This window comes from Azorhizobium caulinodans ORS 571 (genome assembly GCF_000010525.1).
Classification (GTDB): Bacteria; Pseudomonadota; Alphaproteobacteria; order Rhizobiales; family Xanthobacteraceae; genus Azorhizobium; species Azorhizobium caulinodans.
In genome coordinates this window covers 1106839-1130299 of the sequence record NC_009937.1, presented here as the reverse complement: position 1 = coordinate 1130299, position 23461 = coordinate 1106839, and the positions used below count along the sequence as shown (strand labels likewise).

The following is a 23461-nucleotide window of genomic DNA, read 5'->3' as shown; positions in this document are numbered from 1 at the left end:
TCTGCCCCGTCACGAAGACGTTGGCTCAAGGTCAGACGTCCCGACACATCGGAGGCGGATTCATTCGCTGAGACGGGGCCGGTCCAGCCGGTTTCCGTTTCGGACCTTATAGCAGGACGACCCGACCCGGGCCTTGCCCGCGCGCGGCCTCAGCGCTTGCGCGAGCGCCCGCCGTCGCCGCCTTCGGCCTTCAGGCTGCGGCGCAGGGCATCCATGATGTTCACCACATTGCCGCCGGTGGGCTCGGGCGCGGCGACCTTCGGCTTGCGGGCCGGACGCTTGCGGCGCTTCGCGGCGATGAGGTCGACCAGCCCCTCCTGCACCGGATCGGTGACGAGATCCGGGCTCCAGGGCTTCGTCTCGCTGTCGATGAGCTTGCCGAGCAGGCCGAGCGCAGCCTTGTCGGGCTTGCCCTCGGCCTTGGGCGCGCCCTCGAAATGGCGCACCTCGTCCGCATAGCGCAGCGTCCAGAGCACGAAGCCGAGCCCGCGCGGCTCCAGCATGACGGTGCGCTCGCGGCGATAGAGCACGAGGCGCGAGAGGGCGACCTTGCCGGTCTTCGCCATGGCGTCGCGGATGACCGCGAAGGCCTCCGCGCCCACCTCATCGTCCGGCACCAGATAGTGCGGCTTGTCCAGATAGAGCCAGCTCACGTCGTCGCGGTCGACGAAGCTCGCGATGTCGATGGTGCGCACCGTATCGAGCGCGATGGCCTCAAGATCCTCGTCCTCGATCAGCACGTAGCTGTCCTCGCCGGAGGCATAGCCGCGCGCCTCGTCCTCCTCCCGCACAGGCTTGCCCGTGCCCTCGTCCACATAGCGCGTGACGATGCGGTTGCCGGTGTCCCGGTTCAGCGTGTGGAAGCGCACCTTCTCCCGGTCGCTGGTGGCGGGGGACATGGCGACGCGGCAGGTGACGAGCGAGAGCTTCAGCCAGCCCTTCCAGAAGGCGCGGGGTGCCATCAGCGCCTCCCGCCGCGCCGTTTGCCGCCGGCCGTTCCGCCCGCCGTTCTGCCCGCCGGCAGGGGCGCCGCCGCCTTCCGGAAATCAGCCCATGGATCGGCCGAGAGATTGGCGAGCCGCGCCGGTGCGTTCAGAACCGTGAAATGCTGGGGCCCCATGCCCTCGCCCAGCTCCTCCCAAGCGATGGGCATGGAGACGGGCGCCCCGGCCCGCGCGCGGGCGGAATAGGGCGCGACCGCCGTGGAGCCGCGCTGGTTGCGCAGATAATCAACAAGGATGCGGCCACGCCGCTTGGCCTTGGTGATGGTCGCCACATAGGTGTCGGGCGCCTCCTGCGCCATTGTCTCGGCCATGGCCTTGGTGAAGGCCTTGAGTTCGGTCCAATCGGCCCGCGGCTTCAGCGGCGCGCAGACATGCAGCCCCTTGCCGCCGGAGGTCTTCACGAAGGCGGCAAGGCCCGCCGTCTCAAGGCGCGCCTTCACCTCATGGGCAGCGGCGATGACCGCGCTCCATGGGACGCCCTCGCCGGGGTCGAGATCCATGGTGAGAAGGTCCGGGCGCTCCCAGTCCGAGAGCGGAGCACCGAAGGGGTGGATTTCCAGCGCCGCCCCCTGCACCAGCGCCATCAGCCCGTCCAGCGTCTCGACGGCGAGATAGGGCGGCTCGTCCGGGGCCTTGGGATCGTGCACCTCCTTCAGCGCCTTGTCCGCGCCCTTCCACGGGTGCTTCTGGAAGAAGTGCTGCCCTTCGATGCCCTCCGGACAACGCACCAGCGCCAGCGGCCGGCCGACGATAAAGGGCGCGATGCGCGGCCAGACCTCTGCGTAATAATCGGCCAATCCCTCCTTGGTGACGCCCGCATCCGGCCAGTAGATGCGGTCAGGATGGGTGAGGCGCACCCGGCGCTTGGGCGGTGTCTTGGGCGTCTCGGCCGGCTGCGACGCGGCCTCGCGCACCACATCGGCGGCCGCCTTGTCGTCGCGCAGTCCCCGGAAGGCGGCGTGGCGCAGGTGGCCGTCTCCCGTCCAGGCGCGGAACTCGACTTCGGCCACACGCTTGGGCGCAACAAAGGTGACGCCCCGCGCCTCATCCGCCGTAAGCCGCGCGGAAAACGGACTTTCCTCAACCGCCTCGGGCGCCAGCAGGGTGTGGAGATCCGACGCCATCTTGTTCGAGAAGCCCGTGCCCACACGCCCCACATGGACGAGGCGCTTGCCCTCATAGACGCCGAGCACCAGCGAGCCGATAGCCTTGCGGGCAGTGGTGGAGGGCACGAAGCCGCCGATCACGAACTCCTGCCGCTCCGAGCACTTGGACTTGATCCAGTCCCGCGAGCGGCCGGAATGATAGGGCGCATCCTTGAGCTTGGAGACGACGCCCTCCAGGCTCAGCCGGCAGGCATGCTGGAGCACCATGGCGCCGTCATCCTCGAAATGGCCGCTGTAGCGCAGGACGCCTTCGCCGCTCCCTTCAGCTCTGGTGAGCAATTGCTCCAGCAGCGCCTTGCGCTCCGCGAGCGGCGCGCCCGTCAGGTCGTGCCCGTCGAGATGCAGGAGATCGAAGGCATAATAGACGAAGCGGTCCGTGCGCCCTTCGCTCAGATCCGCCTGCAAGGCGGAGAAGTCCGAGGCGCCGTTGCCGCCCTCCACCACCACCTCGCCATCAAGCATGGCATCGGATACGGGAAGGGCCGCGGCCGCCTCCCGGATCGCCGTCCCGAAGCGCGCGGACCAGTCGAGGCCGGTGCGCGTAAGCAGGCGGACCTCTCCATCCTCAAGCCGCGCGGCGATGCGATAGCCATCGAACTTGATCTCATGGACATAGCGCCGGCCCTTCGGCGCCTGCCTGGCCAGCGTGGCGAGAGCCGGGGGCAGGAAATCCGGCAAAGGCGCGCGTTTCGCGCCCTTTGGCAGGTCCCAGGCGGTCGCGCGGGTGGAGCGTCCGTTGACCCTTGCGGCCGTCGTTTTCTTGGCTTTTGCCGGAGCAGACACTGCGCGCGCACCCCGCTCCGCGCCGCTTGCGGTCGTCTCGGCCTCCTCGGATGCCTTCGCATCGCGTGCCGCAGCCTTCGGCCTGGACGTCTTTGCCGTGCTTAACTTCGGGGACTTTGCGGCCGATGGGGCACCCACTTCCTCAACGTCCCGGCCCGAGACGACGGAGAGGGGCGCCTCGTCGGTAATCTCGGGCGCACCCTCAGGGCGCGCCGCCTCGTCCTCCACCTTGATGAGCAGCCAGTTTTCCTTCTTGTCGCCGGGGTGGGGTGACATGCGCACCAGATGCCAGCGGCCATGGAGCTTTTCGCCGTCGAGTGCGAATTCCAGATGCCCCTTCTTGTAGCCCTTGTGCGGATCCCCCACCGGGGTCCAGCTGCCGCGATCCCAGACGATGACCTTGCCCGCCCCGTACTGGCCCTCGGGGATGGTACCCTCGAAGCCGCCATAGGCGAGCGGATGGTCCTCCACATGCACGGCGAGGCGCTTCTCACCGGGCACGAGGCTCGGCCCGCGCGTGACGGCCCAGCTCTTCAGCACGCCATCCATCTCCAGCCGCAGATCATAGTGCAGGCGGCGGGCGGCGTGCTTCTGGATCACATAGGCGCCCGCCGAGGCGCTGGCTGCGGCGCGGGCCTTGCCTTTCGCGCCGCCGTCGGGCTCGGGAGTCACGGTGAAGTCGCGCTTGGCGCGATAGGTGCTGAGGCCCATCTTCTGCTCCGCCTTGTCTCACCCCGCCTTGCGGGTGGTGCCGGTACGCCGCGTCTGCGCGCCGGCGGATGCCGCAGCACTCTTTGCCTTGCGGGTCTTGGTCCCAGTTGCCTTGGACCCACCCGCCTTGGCGCTACCCGCCTTGGACCCAGCCGTCTTCGTACCGGCGGCCTTGCCCTTGGCACCCGCCCGCTTGGGCGCCGGCTTGTCCGGAGACCCCGCGCTGGCGCGCAGGGCATCGAGCAGGCTCACCACCTTCTCCTCGCGCCGCGGCTCGGGCTTGGGCAGCGGCTTGCCCTCCATCTTGGCGCGCACAAGCGCCGCCAGCGCGTCCTCGTAGCGATCCTCGATGGCGGACGGGTCGAACTTGCCCGGCTTGGAGCGGATGATGTGCGTGGCGAGCTCCAGCATTTCGCCGGAGATGCGCGTCTTCGGCACATCGGCGAACTGCTCCTGCGCGGAGCGGACCTCGTAATCGAAATTGAGCGTACAGGCGGTGAGCGCGCCACCTTCCGCCACCGGGCGGATGAGCAGCCGCCGCACCCGCCGGAACAGCACCGCCTCCCCGAGCGCCGCCACCTTGCGTTCGCTCATGCCCGCGGCGAGCAGTTTCAGCACCTCCGCGCTCGGCTCATCCACCGGCGCGAGGAAATAGGGTCGGTCGAAATATGCGGTGTCCACGTCCGTGCAGGCGAGGAAGGTATTGACTGCAATGGTCTTTGTGCCGGCGGGCACGATGTCGGCGATCTCGTCAGGCTCGACGGTCACGAACTCGCCCTTTGAGACCTCGTAGCCCTTCACCTGCGCGTCGGCCTCGACCGGCTCTCCCGTCTCCTCATCCACATATTGCCGCCGCAGCCGGTGCCCCGTCTTGCGGTTGACCATATGCAGCGAGATGCGCTCGGAGGTGGACGCGGCCGCATAGAGACCCACGTGGCAACTCAGCGCCCCGACGGTCAAAAACCCCTTCCAGCTTGCCCGCAGTGCCATGATCGCGATCTGCCACATAGAGCCCGCACCCGACCCGAGCGGCCGAGCGTCACCCACGCGATAACGACCAGCATAGCGCGACGTTCCCGACGCCGCACGCCGCAGTTGGCTATCGGTCCCAGCTCACCGTCGGCAACAGCCGGCCCAGCCGGGCCTGGATCGCGGCCTCGTGCCTCTGCCACCAGATGCCGAGGCCGACGATGCCGAGGCCGATGAGGCTGAGGGCGAAGGGGAAGAGCAGGCTGTCCTCGAACAGCTGGAAGGCCAGATAGCCGAGATAGGTGGCAACACCGATGGCGCCGAGCACCGTGAAGATGCGGCGGCCGATGATGGCGCCGAACAGCACGAGGCCGGCGTTCAGCAGCGCATAGACGAATTTGGCGAGTTCGCTGTCGGAGTGGCTTGCCGTCACGCCGCCCCAGGCCGCCAGGGCGCCGAAGAGATAGAGCCAGCCGGCGAAGTCGGCCGTGTGGCGGTGGCGGCGATAGAGATCGAGCGCCCCGGCGACCAGGCACATGGCGATGCCGAAGACGATGGACACCCGCCGGGCGTGGTCGAAATCCCATGGGTCGCTCTCCCCCGCCGGCCAGCGGGAGAGGTCCATGCTCATGTACCAGAGCGTCACGGCGAGCGGCATCACCAGGAAGGGCAGGCGCATGCGCCAGAGGGCGAGCGCCCCCACCAGCAGCGTCGTCAGCTCCAGCGTCAGCCAGCGGCCGTCGATCCATTGGTGATACTGGCTGTAGCGCTCGCCGGAAATGCCGCCGGAGAGTTCCGGCCACAGGCCCAGCGCATGCTGCGCGGACCATGTGGCGAGCGGCACGAGACACACCGCCAGCGCGCCGAGAAGCCCGGCGGGAATGACATAGCCGTGCGCGCGGAGCACCTCCGCCGCCGTCCAGACGGCGCCAGCATAGACCAGCGCCAGGGCACAGATGCCCCAGGGGCCGAGCGCATCCCACGCCAGCGTCATGAACAGGCTCATGGCGGAGATCGCGATGAGGCCGCCGAAATAATAGAGCGTGTGCCCGAAGCTGAAGCGGGCCGCCGCAGGGACGGAGGCGCCCGCGGGCGCGGCCCCGGCGAGGAAATCCCAGAGCGCGCGGGCCTGCGCTCGCTCCAGAATGCCCATGTCCACCGCCCGCTGGAGATCCCCCATGCCGATGTCGACGCGCGGGGCGGAAGCGCCATCTTGAGGCAGCGGCTCGGTCATGATCTCTCCCGTTTCTTCTTCGCTTTTTGGGACACAAGAGGGATGGCTTCAAGGCAAGGCGGCGAAGATGCCGGCGCGGGCGGTAGCTTGCTATGGAACGAGATGGCCTTGCCTTCGTCCCGCGCCTCGGGCTTTCTCGACGGAAGCATCCGGCAACCGCCGGCCTGACTGATCCGATCCGGAACGCCGGCCATGTCCCTGTTGCGTATCTATGCCCGCGCCCTGTCTCTCCTCGGCCCGCTCGCGCGGGTGGGCGGGTTCCTGGCCATCGGCAATCTCGCCCTTGCGCTGGCGCAGTTCGCCGAGCCCATCCTGTTCGGCTGGATCATCGACGCTCTGGCGGGCGGGCAATCCCGCGGGCAGTTGCCGAGCTATGACACGCTCACTCCGTTGCTCGGCGGCTGGGTCGCCTTCGGCCTGTTCAACATCGTCGCCGGCGTGCTGGTCTCGCTCCATGCGGACCGCCTCGCCCACCGGCGGCGGCTCGGCGTGCTCACCGAATATTTCGAGCACGTGCTCCAGCTCCCCCTCTCCTTCCATGGCGAGACCCATTCCGGGCGCCTGCTGAAGATCATGCTCCAGGGCACGGATACGCTCTGGGGCATGTGGCTCTCCTTCTTCCGCGAGGATTGCGCGGCCATCGTCTCGCTCGTCGTGCTGCTGCCGGTGGGCATCTGGATCAACTGGCGGCTCGGCCTCGTGCTGGTGGTGCTCATCATCGTCTTCGGCATCACCACCGCCTTCGTGCTGCGCAAGACGGAAGCCTTGCAGCGGCAGGTGGAAGGCCACCACGCCAATCTCGCCGAGCACGCCTCGGACGCTTTGGGCAATGTGGCGCTCGTGCAGAGCTACACCCGCATCGAGGCCGAGGTACGGGGCCTCCGCGACACCGCCAGCCAGGTGCTGGCGGCGCAGATCCCGGTGCTGTCCTGGTGGGCGCTGGTCTCCATGGCCACCAAGGCGGCCACCACGCTCACCATCCTCGCAATCCTGCTCATCGGCACGTGGCTCTATCTCGATGGCCTCGCCGCCATCGGCGACATCGTCACCTATGTAGGCTTCGCCACCATGCTCATCGGGCGGCTCGACCATACGGTGAGCTTCGTCAACCGGCTGGTCATGTCGGCCCCGGGCCTCGCACAGTTCTTCGATGTGCTGGATACGGTCGGGCAGGTGCGGGACAAGCCCGGCGCCACCGAGCTTGCCGGGGTGAAGGGGGACGTGCGGTTCGAGAACGTCTCCTTCTCCTACGACGGCAAGCGCAGCGCGCTCGCGGACGTGGATTTCGAGGCGAAGCCCGGCGAGACCATTGCGCTGGTCGGCAGCACCGGCGCCGGCAAGTCCACGGCGCTCACCCTGCTGCACCGGGTGTTCGATCCCCAGTCCGGCCGCGTGCTCATCGACGGCACGGACATCAAGGACGTGACACTGGCCTCCCTGCGGCGGCAGATCGGCGTGGTGTTCCAGGAGGCCATGCTCTTCAACCGCACCATCGAGGACAACCTGCGGGTCGGGAAGCCCGACGCAACGGAGGCGGACTTGCGCCTCGCGCTGGAGCGGGCGCAGGCGTGGGAACTGGTGGAGCGCAATCCCATGGGACTTCAGGCCCGCGTGGGCGAGCGCGGCCGGGCCCTCTCCGGCGGCGAGCGCCAGCGCCTCTCCATCGCCCGCGCGCTCCTGAAAGACCCACCCATCCTGATTCTCGACGAGGCGACGAGCGCCCTCGATGCCGCGACCGAGGTGAAGGTGCAGGCGGCGCTGGACGAGGTGATGAAGGGCCGCACCACCTTCGTCATCGCCCACCGCCTCGCCACGGTGCGCAATGCCGACCGCATCCTCGTCTTCGAACACGGACGCATCGTGGAAGCCGGAACGTTCGATGAACTGGTCGCCCTCGGCGGGCGCTTCGCCGGGCTTGCCCGCGCCCAGTTCCTCGCCCCGCCCGAGCCCGGCGGCAAGCCGCTGGTGGAGACCTGAGGACGGGCAATCTTCCATCCCGGAAGCAATCCACGCTTTCTGGAATCGAATGCGGCGCCTTCAGCCCCGCTGATGCCGCATTCCCCCGGCGCTGTGGGGCAAGAGGTCCCTCCCCGGCCGGCGCCTTTCCCCCTGAGGGAAAAAGCGCTAAGGATCAGGCTTGGATCGGACGCGGTCTGCCGTGCCTGCGGTGCGCCTGCGTTGGATCCCAGTGTCGCCGGGGGGCGCCTCACCCATTGGCTTGGGCAGATCGGACCGTCCCGCGTCGCTGCCTGTGCCGCGTTCAGATGCGCGCGGAGCACCGCTGGCCCTCTTGCCGGCGGCGTGCGCAGAGGGAGCCAGCAGTGCCGGACCTGTTCCGCCTTTCCGCACGCCTTCGGGCCGCCGTCTCACCCGCCCGTGGCGCGCTGGTGCGCCTCCTGTCCGCGACCGCGCTGCTCTGCGCCGCCGGGGCGAGCGTGAATGCCGCCCCCGTCCTGCTGGTGGAAGCCGATACCGGCCGCGTGCTGGAGCAGCAGGATGCCGGCAAGCCCTGGTATCCGGCCTCCGTCACCAAGCTGATGACCGTCTATGTGGCGCTGAACGCGGTGAAGGAAGGGCGCATCAGCTTTGACAGCCTCTTGACCGTCTCTCCGCTCGCCGCCTCGCAGCAGCCGAGCAAGATGGGCTTCAAGCCGGGCACCCAGCTCACGCTGGAGAATGCCCTGCGCATGCTCATGGTGAAGTCGGCCAACGACATGGCCGTGGTCATCGCCGAGGGCGTGGGCGGCTCCATGCCCGCCTTCGTCGAGGAGATGAACGACACCGCCGAGCGGCTGGGCATGGCGGGCACGCACTACAACAATCCCAACGGCCTGCCCGATCCGGGCCAGATCACCACGGCCCGCGACCTCGCCGTGCTGGCGCGCGCGCTGATCTACCATTTCCCGGAGCAGGAAACGCTGTTCCGCATTCCGGCCATGCGCCTCGGCAAGGTGGTGTATCGCAACTACAACCGCCTCATTGACCGCTACCCGGGCGCGGACGGCATGAAGACCGGCTTCATCTGCTCGGCCGGCTTCAATCTGGTCGCCACCGCCACCCGCGGCAACAAGCGCCTCATCGCCGTCATCCTCGGCGCGCCCTCGGCGGTGGCCCGCACGGAGCAGGCGGCCATGCTGCTGGAGAAGGGCTTCCAGCCCTCCTGGTCCATCTTCGCCTCGGCCGCCCCCACCCTGAACTCCATTCAGGACACCGGCGGCGAGCCCACCGACATGAAGCCCTACATCTGCGGCGGCAAGCGCAAGGAGCTGGCCTCGGAAAACGAGGACGACGCCATCTTCGGCGCCAGCGGCACCGCCACCTCCTATGCGACGCAGGCGGCGGCCGCAGCCGGCTTCTCGGGCAAGAATCCGGGCGCGGCCCTGTTGCAGAACCTGCCGCCCTCCATGCCGCCGGTGGATGTCTTCATCGGCCCGAAGAACGCCCCCCTGCCGCCGGAAAGCGCCTTCCCCGCCGAGGAGAAGAAGCCCACGGCCGCCAAGCCTGGCGACAAGAAGGCCCACGGCACGGCGACCGCCAGCACCGGCACCCCGCCAAAGCCGCAGGGCAATGCCGCCGCCGCCCGGCCCAACGCCACCCTTTCCAATTCGGAGAAGATGGGCCTCAAGCCGCAGCCCGCCCCGGCGCCCAAGCCGGCCCAGAAGCCTGCGCAGGCGAGCGCCGACAAGCCGAAGCCCAAGACGCAAGGCAATGGGCAGGATGACAGCGCCCCGGCGCAGAAGCCCGGCGGCTGACGCCCTTTCGAGAGACAGATCGTGAGCCCTTTCGAGACGCCGGAGGCCGGCACGGCCCCGGACCGGCCCGCCCGTCGCGGTCCGCCCGAGCCCATTCCCGTCACCGTGCTCACGGGCTTTCTCGGCGCGGGCAAGACGACGCTCCTCAACCGTATCCTCGCCGATACAGCGCTGGCCGACACCGCCGTCCTCATCAATGAGTTCGGCGAGATCGGCCTTGACCATCTGTTCGTGCGCGAGGTGGACGAGGGCGTGGTGCTGCTGGCCAGCGGCTGCGTCTGCTGCACCGTGCGCGGCGACCTTGTGGCGGCGCTGGAAGACCTGCTGCGCGGGCGCGACAACAACCGTCTGCCGCCCTTCTCCCGCGTGCTGATCGAGACCACGGGCCTTGCCGACCCGGCGCCCATCCTCCACACGCTGATGACCCACCCCTATCTGCTGATGCGGTATCGGCTGGACGGGGTGGTGACGGTGGTGGACGCCATCAATGGCGGCGCGACCCTCGACGCGCAGCCCGAGGCGGTGAAGCAGGCAGCCGTCTCCGATCGCATCGTCCTCACCAAGACGGACCTCGCACAGACGGACGCGGAGAAAACCGCCGTTGCCGACTTGCGGCGGCGCCTCGCGACGCTCGCCCCGGCTGCGCCCGTTCTGGATGCGGCGGCGGGGGAAGCGACCGCTGAGCGCATCCTCAAGGCGGGTCTCTATGACCCGGCGCGCAAGATTCCCGACGTGGCCCGCTGGCTGGCGGAGGAGCAGATCGCCGCCAATCGCGAGGCGGCCGAGGGGCCGGCGGTAGTCACCGATCCCAACCGGCACGACGACCGCATCAAGGCCTTTTCGCTCGCCACCGATGCCGCAATTCCCGCCTCGACGCTGGACCTGTTCCTTGAGCTGCTGCGGGCCACCCACGGCGGCAGCGTTCTGCGCATGAAAGGCATCGTGAAGCTGGCGGACGATCCCTCCGCCCCGGTGGTGCTGCACGGCGTCCAGCATGTGATGCATCCGCCGAGCCGCCTTGCCGCATGGCCCGATGACGACCACCGCACGCGTCTCGTCATGATCGTGCGGGACCTTGACCCGATGGTGATCCAGCGCCTGTTCGAGGCCTTCCTTGGTGTGCCCTCGGTGGACACGCCGGACCGGGCGGCGATGACGGACAACCCCCTCGCCCCGCCCGGCCTCTCTGGCATGCGCTGACCGCTCAGCCGATGCCGTGATCCGGCAAGGAGAGGTTGTCGGCGGTGAGATCCGCCACATGCACGCCTTGCAGGATGATACCGATGGGCCAGTGCAGGTCGCCTGAGAGGTCGATATAGACGCCTTGCGCCGTATCGGTGGCGTGGGCCAGAAGATCGTCGAACGAGTGGATGTGCGACACGTCCTGCCGCAGCAGGGACAGTTCCAGCTTGTCGCCGCCATCTCCGGCTTGAAAGTCGATGATGCGGTCGCGGCTGGAATTCAGGTCGTCATAGACGAAGGTGTCCGACCCCTTGCCGCCGACGAGGAAGTCGTTGCCCCAGCCGCCTTCCAGCCGGTCGTCGCCATCGCCGCCGCGCAGGGAATCGTGGCCGACACCGCCGATAAGCACGTCGCCTCCGGCGCCGCCGCGCAGATAATCGCGGCCCGCCCCGCCATCGAGCACATCATCGCCCGCGCCGCCGAACACCGTGTCTGTGGCCGCCGTGCCGGTGACGGTCACCGTCTCGAAATTGGTGAAGGTGGCGCCAAGGCTGGTGGCACCGCTGTCGAAGACGAAGGTGGCGCCGGTGGTCGATCCTTCCGTGCCGAGGTTCAGCACCAGACGGTCGAAGCCGTCGCCGCCATCCGCCGTCGCCGCATTGGCGCCGATCAGGACCGTATCGTCGCCGCCACCGGCCAGGATCACGTCGCCCGCGATGGCGGATGCGCCGGCATCGATGACGTTGGCACCTGCATTGCCGAGGAGCGTATCGGCGGCGCTGGTGCCGATGATGTTCTCGATGCCGAAATAGAGATCGCCCTCGGCCTCGCCGCCGCTGCCTTCGCCGGCTGAGAGGTCGACAGTGACGCCCACCTGCGCGGCGCCGCCACTGGCGGAATAGTCCACCGTGTCGATGCCGGTGCCACCGATGAGCAGGTCGGCGCCTGCGCCGCCGTTCAGGACATCGTTGCCCTCACCGCCGATCAGCGTGTCGTTGCCGCCGGCGCCGTAAAGCCAGTCGTCGCCGCGCGCGCCTTCCAGATGGTCGGCCAGGTTCTGGCCGTGGAGGACGTCGTCCCCACCGAGGCCGAGAAGAATATTCTTCGATCCGACAACGCCCCAGAGGATATCGCGATCTTCACTTCCGATGATGTCCGGCATGATCCCACTCCCGCCAGCGTGGCAGTGGCATCATGTCGATTTCGGCGTTAGCGTCGAATATTTTAATATTCGTTCTTTTTTCAGCGGAAATGCGCGCGATTTGCTTCAATCCGACTTCAAGCGCGCCTTCACGCCTTCGGCCGCCGCCACCGCAGTGGAGAAGCAGGCCTGAAGGAGATACCCGCCGGTGGGCGCCTCCCAGTCCAGCATCTCGCCGCAGACGAACACGTCCGGACACGCCTTCAGCGCATAATCCGGCCCCACCTCATCCCACGCGAGCCCGCCGGCGCTGGAAATCGCCCGCTCCAGCCCGCACACGCCCATCACCGTCAAAGGCAGCGCCTTGATGCGGCGGGCCAGCGCCGCTGCTTCGGCTGGACGCGCGTTCATTCCCTCGCGCAGCAATGCGATCTGCACCGGCGCGAGCCCCGCCGCCTTGCGCAGGCGCTCGGAGAAGGACAGGCGCGCAGGAGCCGCCGCGAGGCGCTGGGCGAGGACATCGAGGGAGAGATCCGGCCGCAGGTCCATGACGAGGTCCGCCTGCCCCTGCCGCTCCACGGCCTCGCGGATCTGCCGGGACAGCGCATAGATGGCACCGCCTTCCAGCCCCTGAGCGGTGATGACGGCTTCCCCGCGTACATGCTCCGCGCCACAGGCGAGCGCGATACGCTTCAAGGGCGTTCCCGCGAAGCGCGGTACCAGATGCGCACTCCAGTTCAGGAGCACGCCCATGTTAGCGGGCGCGAAGAGCGCCACCTGAAGTCCTGCCCCTTCCAGCACCGCCCGCCAGCCACCATCGGCGCCGAGCCGGGGCCAGGAAGCCCCGCCGAGCGCGAGCACAGTGGCGTCGACGCGCACCGCCCGCGGCCCTTCCGGCGTCTCGAAGGTGAGCGCGCCGTCCGCATCCCAGCCGGTCCAATGGTGGCGGGCCGACAACGTCACGCCCGCCGCGGCGAGGTGCCGCAGCCAGGCCCGCAGCATGGGCGAAGCCTTGAAGCTCTTCGGGAAAACCCGGCCGCTCGACCCGACGAAGGTCTCTTCCCCAAGGCCCTCGGCGAAGGCGCGCAGCGCATCCGGCGGAAAGGCGCGGATGGCCGGCGCCAGGCGCCCGGCCGCGGAGCCATAGCGCGCGAGGAATCGCTCCAGCGGCTCGCTGTGGGTGAGATTGAGGCCGCCGCGTCCGGCCATCAGGAACTTGCGGGCGGGGCTCGGCATGCGGTCGAACAGCTCGACCGAAACGCCCGCCTGCGCCAGGCACGAGGCGGCCATGAGACCTGCGGGACCGGCGCCGATCACCGCCACCTTTGACACGCGCGACTGCATGCGCCGCTTGTGCCGCCGAACGCCGCCCCTGTCCACCCGGCGCACGTTCCTGCTTACCGCTTTTCGTGGACCTTGCGGCAAAAGTCTGCCATGTGGCGCTTTTGATATCGCCCGGCGGGGGGCGTGGGGACATGATCGTAAGCAGGCTCGACGAGTATCGAAGGCGCATCTGCCGCGTCCTCGTGGCCATGGCCAGTCTGTGCGTGGTCGGCCTGTGGGTGTTCGAGACCGAAACCCAGGTCATCACGGAACTCGACCGGATCGCCTACCCGCTCCTGCTCGCCGCCTTCGTCGTCAGCCTGTTCCTCATGCTGGCGCTGCCGCGCTGGCACCGGATGGCGGAGTGGATCGCCTATCTGAGCTTCACGACCTATTGCCTGGTCGGCGTCGCCGCCTTCGGCCATCTGGCGGAACAGACTCGTCTCTATACCATCGCCAATACGCTGCAATGGATGCCCATGCTCTATGTGGCGTCCTTCATCCTCCTGCAGCGGCGGGATGCGGTCATTGCGGCCGCCCTCGTGTTCCTGAGCATGAGCATTCCCATCGTCGTGGAATTCTCCGCTTCCGATTCCTACCTGAAGGACCGGGTGCTGGGATCGCTGGTGATCAATGCGTATCTCGTCCACCTCGTGATCCTGGTGTCCCTGTCGCTGTTCGTGATGACGAGCCTCGCCTTCGAGCAGGCCCGCGCCAAGGCCAAGGCGCTGGAGACGATGGCCTCCACCGATTCCCTCACCGGCACCATGAACCGCCGCGGCCTCGAGCAGATCCTGCGGCACGTGGCGGGGGGATCGTCGGGTGAGATCGGGCTCATCCTGATCGACATCGACAACTTCAAGCCGATCAACGACACCTATGGCCACCTCGCCGGGGATGCGGTGCTCCAGGCGGTCGCCAAGCGCCTGGCGGGCGTGGTGCGCGACAGCGATGTGGTGGGGCGCTGGGGCGGCGACGAATTCCTCATCATCACCCGCGATGCGCAGCTTACCGACGTGATCGCCATGGCCGACCGCGCGCGCCAGCACGTTGGCACGCATGTGCTGGCCGGAATGCGGGTGACCTTGAGCGCCGGCGTCGGCGTATGGGATGGGCAAGGCCCGTGGGCCGATGCCCTGCAACGGATCGACCGCGCGCTCTACAGCGCCAAGGCGGAAGGCCGGAACCGCACCGCCGAAGCAGCCACGGCACCGAACCCGATCCCTGCCTGAGGCCGTCAGAGAGCCGGGGCGCCGGAGGCTTCCAGAACGTCCTCGAACGAGCGCAGACCGGCCCGCGGGGCGTTCACCAGCACCGACATGTTGCCGGGCGGGTGCTGGTTCTTCCACATCAGCGTGTGCGCCGCCGGGATCTTCGCCCAGGGGAACACTTCCGACATGCAGGGGTCGACCCGCCGGTCGATGATGAACTGGTTCGCGGAGGACGCCTGCTTCAGGTGCGCGAAGTGCGAGCCCTGGATGCGCTTCTGCCGCATCCACACATAGCGGGCATCGAAGGTGATGTTGAAGCCCGTGGTGCCGGCGCAGAACACCACCATGCCGCCGCGCTTGGCGACGAGGCAGGAGACCGGGAAGGTCTGCTCGCCCGGATGCTCGAACACCATGTCCACGTCGCGCTTGCCGGTGATGTCCCAGATCGCCTTGCCGAACTTGCGGGCTTCCTTCACCCACTCATTGTATTCGGGCGAATTGACCTTGGGCATCTGGCCCCAGCACTTGAAATCCTTGCGGTTGATGACGCCGCGCGCGCCGAGCTGAAGCACGTAGTCGCGCTTGGTCTCGTCCGAGATCACGCCGATCACGTGGGCGCCCGAGGCCGCCGCCAGTTGCACGCCGAACACACCGAGGCCGCCCGAGGCGCCCCAGACCAGCACGAACTGGCCGGGCTTGATGTCGTGGGGGGCGTGGCCGAACAGCATGCGATAGGCGGTAGCGAGCGTCAGCGTGTAGCAGGCGCACTCCTCCCAAGTCAGATGCTTGGGGCGCGGCATGAGCTGGCGCGCCTGCACGCGGCAGAACTGAGCGAAGGAGCCATCCGGCGTCTCATAGCCCCAGATGCGCTGGGAGGGGGAGAACATCGGGTCGCCGCCGTTGCACTCCTCGTCGTCGCCGTCGTCCTGATTGCAGTGGACGACCACTTCGTCGCCCACCTTCCAGCGGGTGACCTTGGAGCCCACCGCCCAGACGATGCCGGAGGCGTCGGAGCCGGCGATATGATACGGCTGCTTGTGCACGTCGAAGGGGGAGATCGGCTGGCCGAGGCCCGCCCAGATGCCGTTGTAATTCACGCCGGCCGCCATCACGAGCACCAGCACATCCGCCTCGCCCAGTTCCCAGGTGGGCACCACCTCGATCTGGAAGGAGTCCTCCGGCGGGCCGTGCCGCTCGCGGCGGATGGTCCAAGCGTACATCTGCCTGGGAACGTGCCCAAGCGGCGGAATTTCGCCGATCTCATAGAGATCCTTCAGCGGCGCTTCGGAGCTCGGCAAGGTGGCGGGCTGGCCCATGTCGCGATCCTCTCTCCATGCGGACCATTCGGTCTCGTTTCCGACGCAACCGGGCAGACCGCGGTTGCACATTTCTTATCTTCGCACCGCAGCGTAGCAGAGAAAATCGGGCTGGCGAGCCCTCTTTCGGATAAGAAAGGCGGCGGAAACTGGCAGGCCAGCGCGGATCACGTCACGAATATTGACCTTTCCAGATGTCCTACCCTCAAAGCCTCAGGCCCCATAGATGAAGGGGCCCGTGCGGGTCGTCGCTTTTTTGGATGCGATGCAATGCAGTTTCGCCTTCGGGCGTTTGGCCGCAGTCATGCGGAGGGGCGCACCAAAGAAAAGGGGCGCCGGCAGGCCCGAGCCCACCGACGCCCCGAACACCCTTTTCGAGAGGGGTCAGACGCGCTCCAGCGCCACCGCGATGCCCTGGCCGACGCCGATGCACATGGTCGCCAGCGCCCGGCGGCCGCCGCCCACGGTCAGTTCCAGTGCCGCGGTGCCGGTGATGCGGGCGCCGGACATGCCGAGCGGATGGCCGAGAGCGATGGCGCCGCCATTGCAGTTCACGCGCGCATCGTCATCCGCAATGCCCAGCAGGCGCAGCGTGGCGAGGCCCTGAGAGGCGAAGGCCTCGTTCAGTTCGATCACGTCGAACTGGTCCTGCGTGAGACCGAGGCGGGCCATGAGCTTCTGGCTGGCCGGCGCCGGGCCGATGCCCATGACGCGGGGCGGAACGCCGGCCACCGCGCCGCCGAGCACGCGGGCGATGGGCGTCAGGCCATGGGCCTTCGCGGCGGCTTCCGAGGCGATGATGAGCGCCGCGGCGCCGTCGTTCACGCCCGAAGCATTGCCCGCGGTGACGGTCGCTCCCGCCATGCGGTTCACGGGCTTGAGCTTGGCGAGCGCCTCAAGGCTCGTGGCGCGGGGATGCTCGTCGCGCTCCACCACGACCGGATCACCCTTCTTCTGCGGCAGGGTCACGGGCGTGATTTCGCGCGCCAGCCGGCCATTGGCCTGAGCGGCCGAGGCCTTCTCCTGGCTGCGGACGGCGAAGGCGTCCTGATCCTCGCGGGAGACCTTGTAGTCGATGGCGACATTGTCGCCGGTCTCCGGCATGGAATCGACGCCATACATCTCCTTCATCAGCGGATTGACGAAGCGCCAGCCGATGGTGGTGTCGTAGATTTCCGCGCGGCGGGAGAAGGCTGCGTCCGCCTTCGGCATGACGAGGGGCGCGCGGCTCATGCTCTCCACGCCGCCGGCGATGATGAGGTCCGCCTCGCCCGCCTTGATGGCGCGGGCGGCGGTCGCCACCGCATCCATGCCCGAGCCGCACAGGCGGTTCATGGTGGTGCCGCCGATGGAGAGCGGGAGGCCCGCCAGCAGCAGCGACATGCGGGCGACGTTGCGATTGTCCTCGCCAGCCTGGTTGGCGCAGCCGAAGATCACGTCGTCCACCTTCTCCCAGTCGAGACCGGCATTGCGGGCGACGAGCGCCTTCAGCGGAATGGCCCCGAGATCGTCGGCCCGCACGGCGGACAGCGCGCCGCCGAAGCGGCCGATGGGGGTGCGGATATAGTCGCAGATATAAGCTTCGGTCATGGCATCCCCGCTCACAGCTCGGGCGCGACGAGATCGGCCACCGGGCCGTCGATGTGGAGGCGCGCGCCGGTCATCGCCTGAAGCTCTTCAAGGGAGAGCGTCGGGATCTTCTCGCGCAGGATGAAGCGGCCGCCGCGAATATCCACCACCGCGTGGCTCGTATAGACGCGGGTGACGCAGGCGACGCCGGTCAGCGGAAAGGCGCAGCTTTCCACGAGCTTGGGCTCGCCGGACTTGGTCTGGTGCTCGGTGATGACGAAGACCTGCTTCGCCCCATGCACCAGATCCATGGCGCCGCCCACCGCCGGCACGCCCTTGCTGCCGACGCGCCAGTTGGCGAGATCGCCATTCTGCGACACCTGATAGGCGCCGAGGATGGCCACATCCAGATGCCCGCCGCGCACCATGGCGAAGCTGTCCGCATGGTGGAAGAAGGCCGCACCCGGCCGCAGCGTCACCGCCTTCTTGCCGGCATTGATAAGGTCCCAGTCTTCCTGACCGGCCGGCGGCGGCGCGCCGAAATTGAGGATGCCGTTCTCGGTGTGGAAGATCACCTCGCGGCCCTCGACCGGATAATTGGCCACCATCTCGGGGAAGCCGATGCCGAGGTTCACATAGGCGCCATCGGCAATGTCCTGCGCCGCGCGCCAGGCAATCTGGGCGTTCGACAGCTTGCCGTCGTTCTGAAGGGTCTCAGTCATTGTAGGCCGCTCCCGCCCGGATGAGGTCCTCTTCCTGTCGCGCATCGGCGACCTCGACCACCCGGTCCACGAAGATGCCGGGTGTGATGACGTGCTCGGGATCGATGTCGCCCGGCGGCACGATGCGCGAGACCTGCACGATGGTCTTGGCCGCTGCCATGCACATCAGCGGGCTGAAGTTGCGGGCCGCCTTGTTGTAGGTGAGGTTGCCGTAGGGATCGCCGAGATGGGCTTTCACGAGGGCGAAGTCCGCCTTCAGCCAGCGCTCCTGCACATAGGGCCGCCCGTCAAACTCGGCCACCGGCTTGCCCTCGGCGAGTTCGGTGCCATAGCTGGTGGGCGTGTAGAAGGCTGGAATGCCCGCACCGCCGGCGCGGATGCGCTCGGCGAGCGTGCCCTGCGGCACCAGTTCCAGCTCCAGTTCACCCGCCAGATAGCGCTCGTTGAAGGCGCTGGCGTCCGCCGCGCGGGGGAAGGAGCAGATCAGCTTGCGCACCATGCCGGCCGCGATCATCGCGGCGATGCCGATGCGCCCGTTGCCCGCATTGTTGTTGACCACGGTGAGGCCCTTCGGCCCCTTGTCGATGAGGGCGTGGATGAGCTCCACCGGCGCACCGGCGCCGCCGAAGCCGCCGATCATCACCGTGGCGCCATCCCCGATCTCGGAAACCGCCGTGGCGAGATCCCCGACCGTCTTGTCCATGCAGGTCCTCCCGGAACTCACGGGCCGCGCCTGACCGGCACTCTGGCCCTGAGGAACGGATAGGCCCGGTCCCTATCGACAGCAAGGCATTTGTGCGATATTCGATTTTTGTTCAAATATCGCACACCTCACGAGCGCGCCATGAAGCAGACGGATTTCATCGGCGGTTTGGCCAAGGGGCTGAAGGTGATGGAGGCCTTCGGCTCCGGGCAGCCGGGCATGACCATCGCCCAGATGTCGGAAGCGACCGGCCTCGATCGGGCCACCGCCCGGCGCTGCTTGCTGACGCTCGTGGAACTGGGCTACGCCCGCACCGACGGCAAGCATTTCGAGCTCACCCCCAAGGTGCTGCGGCTCGGCACCGCCTATCTGTCTGCGACGCCCCTGCCGCAACTGCTCCAGCCGCATCTGGAAGCCCTGTCCAAGGACGTGGGGCAGAGCGCATCGGCGAGCGTGCTGGAAGGCACGGAGATCGTTTACATCGCCCGCGCCTCCCAGCGACGGGTCATGTCCATCAACCTCATGCCCGGCTCACGCCTGCCGGCCTGGTGCGCCTCCATGGGCCGCGTGCTTCTGGCGGCACTGCCGCCGGACCAAGCCATCGCCCTGCTGGACCGTTCCGACATCCGCCCCCTCACGCCCCACACCAAGGTCGCGCGGAATGACCTGCTCGAGGAGCTCGCCCGCGTGCGGACGCAGGGCTATGCGATCATCGATCAGGAACTGGAACTCGGGCTGTGCTCCATCGCCGTTCCCCTGAAGGATTCTCGCGGCCGGACTGTCGCCGCGCTCAATATCGGCGCGCCCGCGGCGGCCGTCACGGTGAGCGACATGCCCTCCGATTATCTGCCCGCCATGTTGCGCGTGCAGGAGGAGTTGCGGGTGCTCCTGAGCTGAACCCGTCACCCAAAGACCGGCACCCCGGGCTCCTGCGGCAATGCGGCACAGTGCTCCGCGTCCCGCTTTCGCCCCTGCCCTACGCCTAAAATCGGCATCGACGCCGCCTACGTTGCGGCGCAAGATATGTCGATCAGAACGTGCAGCAGCGCGAAGGGGAGGGATCATGACAAGCCGGGACAAACCTTGGCTGTTCCGCACCTATGCGGGTCACTCGACGGCGGCGGAATCGAACAAGCTCTACCGCGCCAACCTCGCCAAGGGGCAGACGGGCCTTTCGGTAGCCTTCGATCTGCCCACCCAGACCGGCTATGACAGCGACCATCCCCTCGCACGCGGCGAAGTGGGCAAGGTGGGCGTCCCCATTTCCCATCTCGGCGACATGCGCACCCTCTTCGAGGGTATTCCGCTGGCCGAGATGAACACCTCCATGACCATCAACGCCTGCGCCCCCTGGCTGCTGGCGCTCTATATCGCGGTGGCCGACGAGCAGGGCGCCGACCGGGCAAAGCTCCAGGGCACGACGCAGAACGACATCATCAAGGAATATCTCTCGCGCGGCACCTATGTGTTTCCGCCCGCGCCCTCCATGCGGCTCACCAAGGACGTGATCGTCTTCACGACCGAGCATCTGCCGCGCTGGAACCCCATGAACGTCTGCTCCTACCATCTGCAGGAGGCCGGGGCGACGCCGGTGCAGGAGCTGGCCTTCGCGCTCGCGAACGCCATCGCCATCCTCGACACGGTGAAGAAGTCGGGCGAGGCGGAAGGCGCGGCCTTTGGCGAGGTGGTGGGGCGCATCTCCTTCTTCGTGAATGCCGGCATGCGGTTCATTACCGAAATGTGCAAGATGCGGGCGTTCGTGGACCTCTGGGACGAGATCTGCGTCAACCGCTACGGCATCACGGACGCCAAGCAGAAGCTGTTCCGCTATGGCGTGCAGGTGAACTCGCTGGGCCTCACGGAGCAGCAGCCCGAGAACAACGTCTACCGCATCCTCATCGAGATGCTGGCGGTGACGCTCTCCAAGAAGGCCCGCGCCCGCGCCGTGCAGCTGCCGGCCTGGAACGAGGCCCTCGGCCTGCCCCGCTCCTTCGACCAGCAATGGTCGCTGCGGATGCAGCAGGTGCTGGCCTATGAGACGGACCTGCTGGACTATGGCGACATCTTCGACGGCTCGGTGGAGATCGACCGCAAGGTGGAAGCCCTGAAGGCCGAGGCGCGCGAGGAACTCGCCCGCATCGAGGCCATGGGCGGCGCGGTCGCGGCCATCGAGAACAGCTACATGAAGCAGCAGCTGGTGGAATCGAACACCCGCCGGCTGGAAGCCATCGAGCGCGGCGAGCAGGTGGTCGTCGGCGTCAACCGCTGGACCGAGACCGAGCCCTCGCCACTGACCACAGGCGAGGGCGCCATCCTCACCGTGCCGGAGCATGTGGAGCCCGAGCAGGTGTCCCGTCTCAAGGCCTGGCGCGAGGCCCGCGACCCGGCGGCGGTTGGGGCCGCTATGGACGCGCTGAAGCGTGCGGCGCGCGAAGGCGGCAACATCATGGAGCCCTCCATCGCCTGCGCCAAGGCGGGCGTCACCACGGGCGAATGGGGCACCGCCCTGCGGGAGATCTTCGGCGAATATCGCGCGCCCACCGGCGTCGGCCGCGCGGCGCGGGTGGACACCAAAGGCCTCGACGAAGTGCGCAGCAATGTCGAAGCGGTCTCGCAGAAGCTCGGCCGCCGGCTCAAATTCCTCGTCGGCAAGCCCGGCCTCGACGGCCATTCCAACGGTGCCGAGCAGATCGCCGTGCGCGCCCGCGATGCGGGCATGGAGGTGGTCTATGAAGGCATCCGCCTCACCCCGGCGGAGATCGTGAATGCCGCGCTGGAGGAGAGCGTCCATGTGGTCGGCCTCTCCATCCTCTCCGGCTCCCACGTGCCGCTGGTGCGCGACGTGATGGAGCGGATGCGTGCTGAAGGGCTCTCTGACGTTCCCGTCGTGGTGGGCGGCATCATCCCGCCGGAGGACGAGGCGCAGCTGCGCGGCTTCGGGGTCGCGGCGGTCTATACGCCGAAGAATTTCGAGCTGAACCGCATCATGGCCGACATCGTCGCCATCGTGGACCGGGAGGCCCAGGACGCGGCCTGACCCGGCCGCCGGTCTCCGCTCGCGAACGAACCGCGTCCGGCGGCATTCCATCGATTCGGACGCGGTTTGATCCGCGCCTGTTCCCGCGAGGGTGGCGGCCTGTGCCGCTCTGGTACAGGCCCTGCGATTTTTCCCGTCGTGACAGCGCCATGGCCGGGGCGCAAGCTGCGGGCGTGACGTCGCGTCTCGGGCGCCACGGGGAGGGAATGTCCATGACCAGCATCGTCCAGCCGAGCGAGGACGACCTCGCCGCCCTCGTAAAACCCTATCTCGCGCTTCAGGCGGAGAACACGAGCCTCGCCTTCGTCATCGGCATCGCCAGCCCCGACCCGGACGTCTCGGCGATCTACACCTTCGGAGGCGTGCAGCGGCAGGACAATGGCCCGCTCGCGCTGACCGAGGACACGCCGTTCGTGCTCGCCTCCGTCTCGAAGACCTTCACCGCCACAGCCTATGCCCATTTCCTGGAGACGCAGGGGCCGGCGGACGCGACGCTCGGCGACTTTCCCGAGCTTGAGATCGGCGAACAGTTCGCAGACATCACGCTCACCTCGCTCGTCAATTATTCCTCGGGGCTGCCACAGGACAATGGGCCACCCCATGACGAGCCGCGCCTGATGCCGCAGCCCTACACGATCCCCGGCATGCTGGGCTTCCTCAACTATACGCAGATGAAGCCCGCCTCCCAGCTCGCCTATCGCTACAGCAATCTCGGCTTCGGCCTCATGGGTGCCGTGCTGCCGGCCTATGCCGACCAGGACGCGAGCTATGAAGAGATCGTCATCGACCTCATCTTCGAGCCGCTCGAACTGTCGGCCCAGTTCTTCGACGAGGTGCGGCTCGATACCCTGCCGCAGGGCTATTACTTCTCCGGCCAGAGCTACCAGAGCGCCGCCGCTCCCGGCTGGCCGCAGTTTCCGGCCTATCATGGGGCCGGCGGCATCGTCGCCTCGCCGGCGGACATGCTGGTGTGGCTGCAGTTCAACATGGGTCTCCTGCCGGACGGCCCGCTCAACGATCTGCTGGGCGTGCTTCAGAGCCCCTCCACGACCGCAACCACCGGCTGGGGCGACCAGCTCGGCCTTGGCTGGTTCCTCGGCTCCGTGGACAACACACCCTTCTCCACCGTGTGGAAAGACGGCGATCTGCCGGGCTTTTCCAGCTACATCGCCTTCCTGCCCAGCCCTGCCCCCGGCACGACGCCCGCACCCGCCGGCGTGTTCGTGCTGAGCAACACGGATGGCATGACCGCCATGGACAGCAGCAATACGGAGATCTGCTGCGCCCTCGCCAACGACGTGCTCTACCTCATGCAGGGCCTCACGCCGCCCGCGGACAAGTCGGCCTATCCACGTTCCAAGGGACGCTGAGGGAGGCAGACGGCCGTACCGCCATCCGGCCGGTTCCACGCAAGCCCGCGCGCCTATAGGCTGACGTCAACAGCCCGTCGCGCGGGCGCCGGGAGACGAGCCCATGATGAGCATTCCCTTCTTCGGCATTGCCCTGGCCTTCCTGTGCATCCTCATCGGCCAGCGGCTCGCCGCCATCGCCTTGTGGGGCCTGTCGCTGATCGCTCTGCTGGCGCTGTTCCGGATGCACGCCACCGACCCGCTGAACCTCGTGCTCTGAGACCCGGCC

The 23461-nt window shown here is 67.9% G+C and carries 18 protein-coding genes; 8 read left to right on the top strand and 10 right to left on the bottom strand.

What is annotated here, in order from left to right; genetic code table 11:
* Positions 1 to 149: 149 nt before the first annotated feature.
* The 4 genes from AZC_RS05160 to AZC_RS05145 all read right to left on the bottom strand — a co-directional run bounded on the left by AZC_RS05160 (position 150) and on the right by AZC_RS05145 (position 5867).
* Entirely contained in the window at positions 150 to 962 is an 813-nt protein-coding gene (locus AZC_RS05160; protein WP_012169538.1) for a Ku protein, read from the bottom strand.
* Positions 962 to 3664 carry a DNA ligase D gene (gene ligD / locus AZC_RS05155; RefSeq protein WP_012169537.1) on the bottom strand — a complete coding sequence of 901 codons (2703 nt, stop codon included), beginning with the start codon at positions 3662 to 3664 and terminating at the stop codon, positions 962 to 964. Before ligD ends, AZC_RS05160 begins: the two co-directional genes overlap by 1 nt.
* A gap of 18 nt (positions 3665 to 3682) precedes the next feature.
* On the bottom strand, positions 3683 to 4654 hold the full coding sequence (locus tag AZC_RS05150) for a Ku protein (RefSeq protein ID WP_070097025.1): 972 nt from the start codon (positions 4652 to 4654) through the stop codon (positions 3683 to 3685).
* A 109-nt stretch (positions 4655 to 4763) separates the two neighbouring features.
* Complete coding sequence (locus AZC_RS05145; protein WP_012169535.1) at positions 4764 to 5867, bottom strand: hypothetical protein; 1104 nt, start codon at positions 5865 to 5867, stop codon at positions 4764 to 4766.
* Positions 5868 to 6059: 192 nt separating this feature from the next.
* Between AZC_RS05145 and AZC_RS05140 the strand changes: the two genes are divergently transcribed.
* The 3 genes from AZC_RS05140 (at position 6060) to AZC_RS05130 (ending at position 10819) form a co-directional block, all read left to right on the top strand.
* Positions 6060 to 7844 (top strand): glucan ABC transporter ATP-binding protein/ permease, encoded by a 1785-nt coding sequence (locus tag AZC_RS05140; RefSeq protein ID WP_012169534.1) that lies wholly within the window; start codon positions 6060 to 6062, stop codon positions 7842 to 7844.
* A gap of 344 nt (positions 7845 to 8188) precedes the next feature.
* A complete protein-coding gene (locus tag AZC_RS05135; RefSeq protein WP_052285863.1) occupies positions 8189 to 9619 on the top strand; it encodes a D-alanyl-D-alanine carboxypeptidase family protein in 1431 nt (476 codons plus the stop codon).
* 21 nt (positions 9620 to 9640) lie between these two features.
* On the top strand, positions 9641 to 10819 hold the full coding sequence (locus tag AZC_RS05130) for a CobW family GTP-binding protein (protein ID WP_012169532.1): 1179 nt from the start codon (positions 9641 to 9643) through the stop codon (positions 10817 to 10819).
* Positions 10820 to 10823: 4 nt separating this feature from the next.
* Here the strand turns inward: AZC_RS05130 and AZC_RS05125 are convergent, their stop codons facing one another.
* Both AZC_RS05125 and AZC_RS05120 read right to left on the bottom strand, forming a co-directional pair.
* Entirely contained in the window at positions 10824 to 11963 is a 1140-nt protein-coding gene (locus AZC_RS05125) for a calcium-binding protein (RefSeq protein ID WP_012169531.1), read from the bottom strand.
* Between the two features lie 105 nt (positions 11964 to 12068).
* Positions 12069 to 13286, bottom strand: coding sequence for a TIGR03862 family flavoprotein (locus AZC_RS05120; RefSeq protein WP_012169530.1), 1218 nt, complete (start codon positions 13284 to 13286; stop codon positions 12069 to 12071).
* Between the two features lie 131 nt (positions 13287 to 13417).
* Between AZC_RS05120 and AZC_RS24260 the strand changes: the two genes are divergently transcribed.
* Complete coding sequence (locus AZC_RS24260; RefSeq protein ID WP_081433901.1) at positions 13418 to 14497, top strand: GGDEF domain-containing protein; 1080 nt, start codon at positions 13418 to 13420, stop codon at positions 14495 to 14497.
* 5 nt (positions 14498 to 14502) lie between these two features.
* Here the strand turns inward: AZC_RS24260 and ccrA are convergent, their stop codons facing one another.
* The 4 genes from ccrA to AZC_RS05095 all read right to left on the bottom strand — a co-directional run bounded on the left by ccrA (position 14503) and on the right by AZC_RS05095 (position 18786).
* Positions 14503 to 15792: a crotonyl-CoA carboxylase/reductase gene (gene ccrA, locus AZC_RS05110; RefSeq protein ID WP_043878923.1), complete on the bottom strand. Its 1290-nt coding sequence runs from the start codon at positions 15790 to 15792 to the stop codon at positions 14503 to 14505.
* 384 nt (positions 15793 to 16176) lie between these two features.
* On the bottom strand, positions 16177 to 17382 hold the full coding sequence (pcaF, locus tag AZC_RS05105; RefSeq protein WP_012169527.1) for a 3-oxoadipyl-CoA thiolase: 1206 nt from the start codon (positions 17380 to 17382) through the stop codon (positions 16177 to 16179).
* An 11-nt stretch (positions 17383 to 17393) separates the two neighbouring features.
* A complete protein-coding gene (locus AZC_RS05100) occupies positions 17394 to 18083 on the bottom strand; it encodes a 3-oxoacid CoA-transferase subunit B (RefSeq protein WP_012169526.1) in 690 nt (229 codons plus the stop codon).
* A complete protein-coding gene (locus tag AZC_RS05095; RefSeq protein WP_012169525.1) occupies positions 18076 to 18786 on the bottom strand; it encodes a 3-oxoacid CoA-transferase subunit A in 711 nt (236 codons plus the stop codon). Before AZC_RS05095 ends, AZC_RS05100 begins: the two co-directional genes overlap by 8 nt.
* Positions 18787 to 18927: 141 nt before the next feature.
* Between AZC_RS05095 and AZC_RS05090 the strand changes: the two genes are divergently transcribed.
* From AZC_RS05090 to AZC_RS25855, 4 genes are all read left to right on the top strand, one after another.
* Positions 18928 to 19683, top strand: a complete 756-nt coding sequence (locus tag AZC_RS05090) for an IclR family transcriptional regulator (protein ID WP_012169524.1) — start codon at positions 18928 to 18930, stop codon at positions 19681 to 19683.
* Positions 19684 to 19849: 166 nt separating this feature from the next.
* The gene (locus tag AZC_RS05085) at positions 19850 to 21823 is read left to right on the top strand and encodes a protein meaA (RefSeq protein WP_043878922.1); all 1974 of its coding nucleotides are present in this window, start codon (positions 19850 to 19852) and stop codon (positions 21821 to 21823) included.
* Positions 21824 to 22035: 212 nt separating this feature from the next.
* Positions 22036 to 23193, top strand: a complete 1158-nt coding sequence (locus tag AZC_RS05080; protein ID WP_043878921.1) for a serine hydrolase domain-containing protein — start codon at positions 22036 to 22038, stop codon at positions 23191 to 23193.
* Positions 23194 to 23296: 103 nt separating this feature from the next.
* The gene (locus tag AZC_RS25855; protein ID WP_012169521.1) at positions 23297 to 23452 is read left to right on the top strand and encodes a DUF5993 family protein; all 156 of its coding nucleotides are present in this window, start codon (positions 23297 to 23299) and stop codon (positions 23450 to 23452) included.
* The last annotated feature ends 9 nt before the right edge of the window (positions 23453 to 23461 follow it).

Excerpts from the sequence above, each read along its gene's own strand:
- AZC_RS05140 (WP_012169534.1), top strand. The coding sequence starts at position 6,060 with ATGTCCCTGTTGCGTATCTATGCCCGCGCCCTGTCTCTCCTCGGCCCG.
- ligD (WP_012169537.1), bottom strand. The coding sequence starts at position 3,664 with ATGGGCCTCAGCACCTATCGCGCCAAGCGCGACTTCACCGTGACTCCC.
- AZC_RS05100 (WP_012169526.1), bottom strand. The coding sequence starts at position 18,083 with ATGACTGAGACCCTTCAGAACGACGGCAAGCTGTCGAACGCCCAGATT.
- pcaF (WP_012169527.1), bottom strand. The coding sequence starts at position 17,382 with ATGACCGAAGCTTATATCTGCGACTATATCCGCACCCCCATCGGCCGC.
- AZC_RS24260 (WP_081433901.1), top strand. The coding sequence starts at position 13,418 with ATGATCGTAAGCAGGCTCGACGAGTATCGAAGGCGCATCTGCCGCGTC.
- AZC_RS05125 (WP_012169531.1), bottom strand. The coding sequence starts at position 11,963 with ATGCCGGACATCATCGGAAGTGAAGATCGCGATATCCTCTGGGGCGTT.
- AZC_RS05090 (WP_012169524.1), top strand. The coding sequence starts at position 18,928 with ATGAAGCAGACGGATTTCATCGGCGGTTTGGCCAAGGGGCTGAAGGTG.
- AZC_RS05085 (WP_043878922.1), top strand. The coding sequence starts at position 19,850 with ATGACAAGCCGGGACAAACCTTGGCTGTTCCGCACCTATGCGGGTCAC.
- AZC_RS05080 (WP_043878921.1), top strand. The coding sequence starts at position 22,036 with ATGACCAGCATCGTCCAGCCGAGCGAGGACGACCTCGCCGCCCTCGTA.
- AZC_RS05145 (WP_012169535.1), bottom strand. The coding sequence starts at position 5,867 with ATGACCGAGCCGCTGCCTCAAGATGGCGCTTCCGCCCCGCGCGTCGAC.
- AZC_RS05120 (WP_012169530.1), bottom strand. The coding sequence starts at position 13,286 with ATGCAGTCGCGCGTGTCAAAGGTGGCGGTGATCGGCGCCGGTCCCGCA.
- AZC_RS05160 (WP_012169538.1), bottom strand. The coding sequence starts at position 962 with ATGGCACCCCGCGCCTTCTGGAAGGGCTGGCTGAAGCTCTCGCTCGTC.
- ccrA (WP_043878923.1), bottom strand. The coding sequence starts at position 15,792 with ATGGGCCAGCCCGCCACCTTGCCGAGCTCCGAAGCGCCGCTGAAGGAT.
- AZC_RS05150 (WP_070097025.1), bottom strand. The coding sequence starts at position 4,654 with ATGGCACTGCGGGCAAGCTGGAAGGGGTTTTTGACCGTCGGGGCGCTG.
- AZC_RS05095 (WP_012169525.1), bottom strand. The coding sequence starts at position 18,786 with ATGGACAAGACGGTCGGGGATCTCGCCACGGCGGTTTCCGAGATCGGG.
- AZC_RS25855 (WP_012169521.1), top strand. The coding sequence starts at position 23,297 with ATGATGAGCATTCCCTTCTTCGGCATTGCCCTGGCCTTCCTGTGCATC.